This is a genomic window from Phenylobacterium sp., from assembly GCF_030645195.1.
In the GTDB taxonomy this organism is placed as follows: Bacteria; Pseudomonadota; Alphaproteobacteria; order Caulobacterales; family Caulobacteraceae; genus Phenylobacterium.
In genome coordinates this window covers 1-3,367 of the sequence record NZ_JAUSLW010000079.1, presented here as the reverse complement: position 1 = coordinate 3,367, position 3,367 = coordinate 1, and the positions used below count along the sequence as shown (strand labels likewise).

Here is a 3,367-nt window from a genome sequence, read left to right as displayed (position 1 = left end):
GTGCACCCGCTGCGTCCGCTTCATCACCGAAGTGGCCGGCGTGCCGGACATCGGTCTCATCTCCCGCGGCGAAGACGTTGAAATCACGACCTATCTCGACAAGGCCGTGGCCAGCGAACTGTCGGCCAACGTCATCGACCTCTGCCCGGTGGGCGCGCTCACCTCCAAGCCCTACGCCTTCAACGCCCGACCTTGGGAATTGAAAAAGACCGAGAGCGTCGATGTGATGGACGCCCTGGGCTGCGCCATCCGCGTCGACAGCCGGGGTCCGGCGGTCCTGCGCGTCCTGCCCAGGCTGAACGAGGACATCAACGAGGAGTGGATCAGCGACAAGACTCGCTACGCCGTCGATGGTCTGTCGCGTCAGCGTCTCGACAAGCCCTATATCCGTGAAGGCGGCCGCCTGCGGCCCGCCACCTGGGCCGAGGCTCTCAGCCTCGTCGCCGCCAAGCTGAAGGCCGCCACCCCCGACCGCATCGGCGTCATCGCCGGCGACCTGCAGGACGCTGAGTCCATGAAGGCCGCCAAGGACCTCTTCGGGTCCCTGGGGGTGAAGAACCTCGACTGCCGCCAGGACGGCATGGCGCTCGGTTCCGGCGCCCGCGAGACCTGGCTGTTCAACTCCACCATCGCCGGCGTCGAAGCCTGCGACATGATCCTGATGGTCGGGACCAATCCGCGCCTCGAGGCGCCGGTGCTAAACGCCCGGTTCCGCAAGCGCTGGGTCGCCGGCGCCCTGGAAGTGGGCGTCATCGGCGACCAGGCCGACCTGACCTACGGCTATGAGCACCTCGGCGCGGGCGCGGCCAGCCTTTCGGGCCTGGCCAAGTCCAAGAGCGAGTTCGTCAAGCGCCTGAAGGCCGCGAAGAACCCCGCCATCATCCTGGGGGCCGGCGCTCTCGGCCGCGCCGATGGCGGGGCTGTCGCCAAGGCCGCGGCGGAGGTCGCCAAGGCCTTCGGCATGACCTGGAACGTGCTGCACACCGCCGCCAGCCGCGTCGGCGGCCTGGACCTGGGCTTCATTCCCGGCGAGGGCGGCAAGACCGCCGTCCAGATGGCCGCCCCTGGCGCCCTGGACGTGCTGTTCCTGATGGGCGCCGACGAGATCGACGCCACCGCCAGCGACGCCTTCACCGTCTATATGGGCGCCCACGGCGACGCCGGCGCTCACATGGCCGACGTCATCCTGCCGGGCGCGGCCTATACCGAGAAAGACGGCCTCTACGTGAACACCGAGGGCCGGGTCCAGATGGGTCAGCGCGCGGTGTTCCCCAAGGGCGAGGGCCGCGAAGACTGGTCCATCCTGCGGGCCCTGTCGGATCGCCTGGGCGCCACCTTGCCCTACGACACGCTCGCCCAGCTGCGCGCCAAGCTGTTCGCCGATCACCCGACCTTCGGCCGGATCGACTACGCCCCGGGCGCGGCGGCCTCGGCCATCGACCTGTCGGGCATCCCGGCGGCCGGATCGGCCACGGACTCGCCGCTCACCAGCGCGGTGCGCGCCTTCCACCTCACCAACCCCATCGCCCGCGCCAGCGTGACGATGGCCGAGTGCGCGGCCGCTGCGGCCGGCGCCTCCAAGATCGCGGCGGAGTAGGGGATGGATCCGACCATCAATTTCTGGGCCACCCAGCTCGGCTGGACCCTGATCACCGTCGGCAAGATCATGCTGGTGATCCTGCCGCTGCTGGTCTGCCTGGCCTTCTTCATGCTCGCCGACCGCAAGATCTGGGCGGGCGTCCAGATGCGCAAGGGTCCCAACGTGGTGGGCCCCTTCGGCCTGCTGCAATCCTTCGCCGACCTCATCAAGTTCGTGCTGAAGGAACTGGTGATCCCCGACGGCGCCGACAAGGCGGTCTTCCTGCTGGCGCCGGTGCTGACCTTCCTGCTGTCCCTGGTTGGCTGGGCGGTGATCCCCTTCGCGCCGGGCTGGGTGATCTCCAACATCAATGTCGGCGTGCTGTACCTCTTCGCCATCAGTTCGCTGGGCGTCTACGGCATCATCATGGGCGGCTGGGCGTCGAACTCGAAGTACCCCTTCCTGGGCAGCCTGCGCTCGGCGGCCCAGATGGTCAGCTACGAGGTCTCCATCGGCTTCGTGATCATCACCGTGATCCTGCTCAGCGGCAGCATGAACCTGACGACCATCGTCGAGAAGCAGGCCGGCGGGTTCTGGAACTGGAACTTCCTCGGCGGCGGCCTGCACAACTGGCCCATCACCATCATCATGTTCGCCATGTCGGTGATCTTCTTCATCTCGGCCCTGGCCGAGACCAACCGCCCCCCCTTCGACCTTCCGGAAGCCGAGTCCGAACTCGTGGCCGGTTATCAGGTGGAATATTCCTCCAGCCCGTTCCTGCTCTTCATGATCGGCGAGCTGGTGAACATCGTGCTGATGTGCTCGCTGATCACGGTGCTGTTCTTCGGCGGCTGGCAGGCGCCCATCGACTTCGCCTTCGTCCACCAGTGGGGCGACCTGGCGCAGGGCTTCTACGGCCTGATGTGGTTCTTCCTGAAGACCTGCTTCTTCTTCTTCCTGATCGCCATGGCCAAGGCCATCGTGCCCCGCTACCGCTACGACCAGCTGATGCGCCTGGGGTGGAAGGTCTTCCTGCCGACCTCCCTCGTCGCCGTGGTCCTGGTGGCGGCCTGGCGCGTGTTCGGGCCGGTCGCCGCATGAAGATCCTGCTCGCCCTCTCCGCGACCCTGCTCTGCGCCGCCTGCGCCAGCGGCGTGACCCCCAATGGCGGGGTGGCGAGCTATGACGCCCTGAAGACCGCCCGCGCCGAATGCTTGGCCAAGGGCGGCGATCTGAGGCTGACGAAGGAGGGTGATCCGCAGTCGATCACCGCCTACGTCTGCAAACGAAAGTGACGCCAAGATGATGCAGCGTATCACCCAGGCCGTGAAAGGCGCGGCGCTGATGGACTTCGTCGGCGCCTTCGGGATGGCCATGAAGTACATGGTCCGCCCCAAGGCCACCGTGCTCTATCCCTATGAGCGGGGCCCCCAGTCGCCGCGCTTCCGGGGCGAGCACGCCCTGCGCCGCTACCCCAACGGCGAAGAGCGCTGCATCGCCTGCAAGCTCTGCGAGGCCATCTGCCCGGCCCAGGCCATCACCATCGAGGCCGAGCCCCGCGCAGACGGCAGCCGCCGCACCACCCGCTACGACATCGACATGGTGAAGTGCATCTATTGCGGCCTGTGCCAGGAGGCCTGCCCGGTCGACGCCATCGTCGAAGGCCCGAACATCGAGTTCGCCGTGGAGACCCGCGAAGAGCTCTACTACGACAAGGAACGCCTGCTCGATAACGGGGACCGTTGGGAGCGGCAGATCGCGAAGAATCTGGAACTGGACGCGCCCTAC

Annotated in this window: 4 protein-coding genes; all 4 read left to right on the top strand. The window is 67.2% G+C overall.

Features of this window, described 5'->3' with window-relative positions:
- On the top strand, window positions 1-1,597 hold a 1,597-nt coding region (locus Q7T09_RS07515), incomplete at its 5' end, for a molybdopterin-dependent oxidoreductase (RefSeq protein WP_304698922.1).
- A 3-nt stretch (window positions 1,598-1,600) separates the two neighbouring features.
- Window positions 1,601-2,680 carry an NADH-quinone oxidoreductase subunit NuoH gene (gene nuoH / locus Q7T09_RS07510; protein WP_304698921.1) on the top strand — a complete coding sequence of 360 codons (1,080 nt, stop codon included), beginning with the start codon at window positions 1,601-1,603 and terminating at the stop codon, window positions 2,678-2,680.
- A complete protein-coding gene (locus Q7T09_RS07505; protein WP_304698920.1) occupies window positions 2,677-2,874 on the top strand; it encodes a hypothetical protein in 198 nt (65 codons plus the stop codon). Before nuoH ends, Q7T09_RS07505 begins: the two co-directional genes overlap by 4 nt.
- Before the next feature lie 7 nt (window positions 2,875-2,881).
- On the top strand, window positions 2,882-3,367 hold a 486-nt coding region (nuoI, locus tag Q7T09_RS07500; RefSeq protein WP_304698919.1), incomplete at its 3' end, for an NADH-quinone oxidoreductase subunit NuoI.